The organism is Bradyrhizobium sp. P2_E8, assembly GCF_056403875.1.
In genome coordinates, this window is the sequence record NZ_JBFUES010000600.1 from 1 (window position 1) to 4,701 (window position 4,701).

Genomic DNA, 4,701 nt, shown 5'->3' on the forward strand with positions numbered 1-4,701 from the left:
ATTTGGCGCGCTCGGCCAAAGACAGCTCACCGGAATCCGCCGGCGTCATCGTCTGCCTTTCGACACTCCGCTTCCCGCACGATCAGCCACCGGTAAGATGTGGAGCGTGGTCGTCGCGTGCAACCCCATTTTTCCATCGCTGCAATGCACGCAAGGAGGAATGTTGCGAAGACCGTGCCGCGCTTGACCATCATGGACATCCCGGCCTCAGTCTCCTTGATGCCCGATCGCCCTTAGCATTGCGACGAGGTCGCGCGAGCGCACGACGCTGTTGCCCACGCCCTCAGGTTGTTCCATGCTGTGCCTGCAAGGAGACACCGTGGACGCCATCAACAACAGCGTGGAGCTGACCGAGCTAGAGCGGATCGACCGCCTGCGGCTGATCCGCTCCGACAATGTCGGACCGCGCACCTTCCGCTCGCTGGTCGATCATTTCGGCACGGCGCACGCGGCGCTGGAGCGGCTGCCGGATCTGGCGCGCCGCGGCGGCGCGGCGCGGTCGGGGCGCATCTGTAGCGCGGACGAGGCGAAAGCCGAGCTCGCCGCCAGTCGCAAATTCGGCATTGCCTGGCTCGCGCCCGGCGAGGACGGCTATCCGGCGCGGCTTTCGACGCTCGATGACGCCCCGCCACTGCTCGCCGTGCGCGGCGATGTCGCGACCTTGATGCGGCCGATGATCGCGATCGTCGGCTCGCGCAACGCCTCGGGCGCCGGCTTGAAATTCGCCGGACAGTTGGCCCGCGAGCTCGGCGAAGCCGGCTTCGTCATCATCTCGGGGCTCGCCCGCGGCGTCGACCAGGCCGCGCATCGCACCAGCGTCGAGAGCGGCACGATCGCCGTGCTCGCCGGCGGTCATGACTGCATCTATCCGCCCGAGCACGGCGATTTGCTCGGATCGATCCTCGACCACGCGGGCGCGGCGATCTCCGAGATGCCGCTCGGCCACGAGCCGCGCGCCCGCGACTTCCCCCGCCGCAACCGTCTGATCTCGGGCGCTTCGCTCGGCGTGGTCGTGGTGGAGGCGGCCCACCGCTCGGGCTCGCTGATCACCGCGCGCATGGCGGCCGAACAGGGCCGCGAGGTGTTCGCGGTGCCGGGCTCGCCGCTCGATCCGCGCGCCGCCGGCACCAACGATCTGATCAAGCAGGGCGCAACGCTCGTCACCGAAGCCGCCGACGTCATCAACGCGGTCGCACCGATCATGGAGCGGCCGCTGATGCATCGGGCGCGCGAGCCCGACAGCGAGCCGTTCGAAACCGATCCGCAGACGCACGACCGCGACCAGATCATCGGCCTGCTCGGCCCTGTGCCGATCTCGCTCGACGATCTCGTGCGGATGTCCGGCGCCTCGCCGGCCATCGTCCGCACCGTGCTGCTGGAGCTCGAACTCGCCGGCCGGCTCGAACGCCACGGCGGCGGATTGGTGTCGCTGCTYTAGTTCTCGCCGCGCTTGTCGAACCGCGTCCGTGCGGCCTCGATCTGCGCCAGATGCTCCATCGCCCACTTGCCGAGCGCCTCGACGGGCCGCGACAGGCCGCGGCCGAGATCGGTCAGCTCATAGTCCACGCGCGGCGGAATGGTCGGGAAGATCGTGCGCGTGACGAGGCCGTCACGCTCCAGCCCGCGCAGCGTCAAGGTCAGCATCCGCTGCGAGATGCCGTTGATCATGCGCTTCAGCTCGTTGAAGCGCTTCGGTCCGTCGCCGAGCATCATGATGACGAACACGCTCCATTTATCGCCGACGCGGGACAGCACGGAGGCGACCCCGCGGCAGTCCGCATGGTTGGGATCGGGCCTTTGACCCGACCTTGGCGAAGCAGGCAGATCGATGTGCGCAGGTTTCAGAGATGTGCCCATGGCTCAAAAAAGTGCGTTCTTGCGGGGGTTTTGACAGTCACTCATGTAGTGCGGGTTACAAATCTATACCATGGGTGACCTCAATGAAACTCCTCCATATCGACTCCAGCGTGCTCGGCCCCCACTCCGTCAGCCGGCAGGTTTCCGCCGCCATCGTCGACCGTCTGCAGCAGGCGACGCCCTCGCTGGACATCGTCTATCGCGACCTGACCCTGACCCCGCTCGCCCACCTCTCCGGCTCGCATCTGGCGGCCGCGCAAGGCGCGCCTGCGCCGGCGGAACTCGGACCGGACCTTGCCGCGAGCGCGGCCGTGCTCAACGAGTTCCTCGATGCCGACATCGTCGTGATCGGCGCGCCCATGTACAATTTCACCATCCCGAGCCAGCTCAAGGCCTGGATCGATCGTATCCTGGTGGCGGGGAAGACGTTCCAATACGGCGCCAACGGCCCGCAGGGCCTTGCCGGCGGCAAGCGGGTGATCGTAGCGATCTCGCGCGGCGGCTTTTACGGCGCGGAGACGCCATACGCGGCCGGCGAACATCTCGAAACCTATCTGCGCTGGGTGTTCGGCTTCATCGGCATCACCGATCCCGAGTTCATCTCCGCCGACGGCATCCAGATCGGGCCGGATCATCGTGAGAAAGCGCTGGCTGGCGCACTTCAGGCAGCCACCAGCCTTCAGGCGGCGTGAGGCTCACGCCACCCGCAACGGCCGCTGCCGGAATCCGGCGGCGGCTGACAGATCGCACGGGCTAAAACCAGGCGCCCTGCATGCCCAGGATGACGGCCACGAGCGAAATGAACAGGCCGATCCCGGAGAAAAGGGCCACCGCGATGAGCTCCGATTTGTCGGAGCGCCTGGCGGGAATGGCGGAACGCTCGGTGAAAATGCGCGGTGATGAAATCGACGAAAAAATGCGAGCTGCCTTTGGCATCACGGGCTCCCTGAAAATGAGTCTTATGACCCTCTGCCCGTAAAAGGGTCTTGGCAGCTTGCACCAAGGTTCAACCTCATCACGCAAGGTTCAGAAAATACATCCTGCAGGACGAGAAAACCGGCCGGCGCAACCGATGTGGTCGCGCCGACCGATTCAATTTGCACTTGATTTGATCAGCCGCGATAGATCGGCGCGCCGCTCGGCGAGGCCACTGCGCCGCCGTCGACGAATATCTCCTGGCCTTGAATATGCGCGGAGTCATCGGAGGCGAGGAACAGCACCGTCTTGGAAATGTGATCGGGTTCACCGATGCGGCCGAGCGGCGTCGACAGCGCGATCCGCTTCTCGAACGCCTTCTCGGCTTCGGGCGTTGCGATCGCGGCGCCCCAGATCGGCGTGCGGATCGCGCCGGGCGCGACGACGTTGACGCGGATGCCGCGCGGCGACAGCTCCGAGGCCATGATCCGCGCCATCGCCCGCACGCCGGCCTTCGCCGCGCCGTACGCGGAGTAACCGGGGATGCCCAGCACCGAGATCACCGAGCCGTTGAGGATGATCGAGGCGTTGTCGTTGAGATAAGGCAGCGCGGACTGAACCGTGAAGAACACGCCGGTGAGGTTCGTGCTGATCACCTTCTCGAAGACCTCCAGCGTTGCCGCACCGAGCGGCGTGCTGCCGGGAATGCCGGCATTGGCGAACACGATGTCGAACTTGCCGAACTTCTCGGCGCCCTGCCTGATCGCAGCTTCGGTGGCGGCGATGTCGGTGGCATCAGCGACGACCGCAAGCGCGTTCGGGCCGAGTTCCTTGGCGGCAGCCGCCAGCGTCTCCTTGTTGCGCCCGGTGATCACCACCTTGGCGCCCTCGGCCACGAACAGCTTTGCCGTCGCAAGACCGATGCCGCCGTTGCCGCCCGTAATCAATGCCGTCTTGTTCTTCAGTCTCACGTTCGCCTCCAGTGGTTTCATAATGAAACTAAGTTGCCATCTAGGCCATTTGGTTTTATGATGCAACCACACAAGCGCGTGATCGCCACCGGAATCGGGCGAATGCGAAAGGACCAAGACGATGGTGAAACGAACCAGCTTCGAGGGCGATGCCTGCCCGATCGCGCGCTCGCTGGAGGCGATCGGCGATTGGTGGTCGCTGCTGATCATCCGCGAGGCGCTGTTCGGTTTGCGCCGCTTCGGYGAGTTYCAGMGCAAKCTCGGCATGGCCAAGAACATTCTGGCCGCGCGGCTGCGCGCGCTGGTCGATCACGGCATTCTGGAAACCGCCCCCGCCTCCGACGGCAGCGCCTATTCTGAATATGTGCTGACGCCGAAGGGCCGCGGCACCTTCCCGATCCTGGTCGCGCTCCGGCAATGGAGCGAGGCCTTCGACGATCACTCCGAGGAAATCGCAACCATCCTGGTCGATCGCGAGAAAGGTCGCCCGGTGCGGAAGCTCGAGCTGCGCGCGGAGGACGGACGGCTGCTCGCACCGGACGACACGGCGCTCAAACCGCGCCGCTCATCGGAGATGGTTGGCCGGAGCCGGTCCGGCTAGTCTGGCATCCGACGAGAGTAACCCGGCGGACGGTCTTGATGCGGTCATTGCTCTGATGCCGGCCGAACACGACATCATAGTTGAGATCATAGACGCAGCCGACCTTCATTGCGGCAAATTCCGCATTGCGCTGGATCACGTAGTTGCCCGCTGGATCCGTCTTGAGATGGACGATGCCGGGCTCCGCCCATGCCTGATCGACGCCGCGATAGATGACGCGATCCGTCCGGCCGGCCATCACGAACCAGAGGATCAATCCTCCGATCAGCAAGGCGGCGATGACGAGGCTGCGGGCGTCGCTGCGAAGTTTTTCGGCCAGGGGCGAGAGATTGAAGGCGTTTTCACATCGGCTTAGTC

The 4,701-nt window shown here is 65.2% G+C and carries 7 protein-coding genes; 3 read left to right on the forward strand and 4 right to left on the reverse strand.

The features are described 5' to 3' along the window. The first annotated feature begins 295 nt into the window (after nucleotides 1-295). Nucleotides 296-1,438 (forward strand): DNA-processing protein DprA, encoded by a 1,143-nt coding sequence (gene dprA / locus AC1D00_RS27535; protein ID WP_477012819.1) that lies wholly within the window; start codon nucleotides 296-298, stop codon nucleotides 1,436-1,438. Here dprA and AC1D00_RS27540 read toward each other — a convergent pair. Then, nucleotides 1,435-1,857 carry a winged helix-turn-helix transcriptional regulator gene (locus tag AC1D00_RS27540; RefSeq protein WP_477012824.1) on the reverse strand — a complete coding sequence of 141 codons (423 nt, stop codon included), beginning with the start codon at nucleotides 1,855-1,857 and terminating at the stop codon, nucleotides 1,435-1,437. The two genes, dprA and AC1D00_RS27540, sit on opposite strands and share 4 nt — an antisense overlap. Before the next feature lie 83 nt (nucleotides 1,858-1,940). Here AC1D00_RS27540 and AC1D00_RS27545 point away from each other — a divergent pair, with 83 nt between their 5' ends. Beyond that, on the forward strand, nucleotides 1,941-2,549 hold the full coding sequence (locus AC1D00_RS27545; protein WP_477012820.1) for an FMN-dependent NADH-azoreductase: 609 nt from the start codon (nucleotides 1,941-1,943) through the stop codon (nucleotides 2,547-2,549). 61 nt (nucleotides 2,550-2,610) lie between these two features. Here AC1D00_RS27545 and AC1D00_RS27550 read toward each other — a convergent pair whose 3' ends face one another. Then, nucleotides 2,611-2,793, reverse strand: coding sequence for a hypothetical protein (locus AC1D00_RS27550; protein ID WP_477012821.1), 183 nt, complete (start codon nucleotides 2,791-2,793; stop codon nucleotides 2,611-2,613). A gap of 176 nt (nucleotides 2,794-2,969) precedes the next feature. Then, nucleotides 2,970-3,743: an SDR family oxidoreductase gene (locus tag AC1D00_RS27555; RefSeq protein WP_027547204.1), complete on the reverse strand. Its 774-nt coding sequence runs from the start codon at nucleotides 3,741-3,743 to the stop codon at nucleotides 2,970-2,972. A 121-nt stretch (nucleotides 3,744-3,864) separates the two neighbouring features. Here AC1D00_RS27555 and AC1D00_RS27560 point away from each other — a divergent pair, with 121 nt between their 5' ends. After that, the gene (locus tag AC1D00_RS27560) at nucleotides 3,865-4,344 is read left to right on the forward strand and encodes a winged helix-turn-helix transcriptional regulator (RefSeq protein ID WP_477012822.1); all 480 of its coding nucleotides are present in this window, start codon (nucleotides 3,865-3,867) and stop codon (nucleotides 4,342-4,344) included. Here the strand turns inward: AC1D00_RS27560 and AC1D00_RS27565 are convergent. Then, the coding region (locus tag AC1D00_RS27565; RefSeq protein WP_477012823.1) for a hypothetical protein at nucleotides 4,295-4,701 on the reverse strand (407 nt) is incomplete at its 5' end. The two genes, AC1D00_RS27560 and AC1D00_RS27565, sit on opposite strands and share 50 nt — an antisense overlap.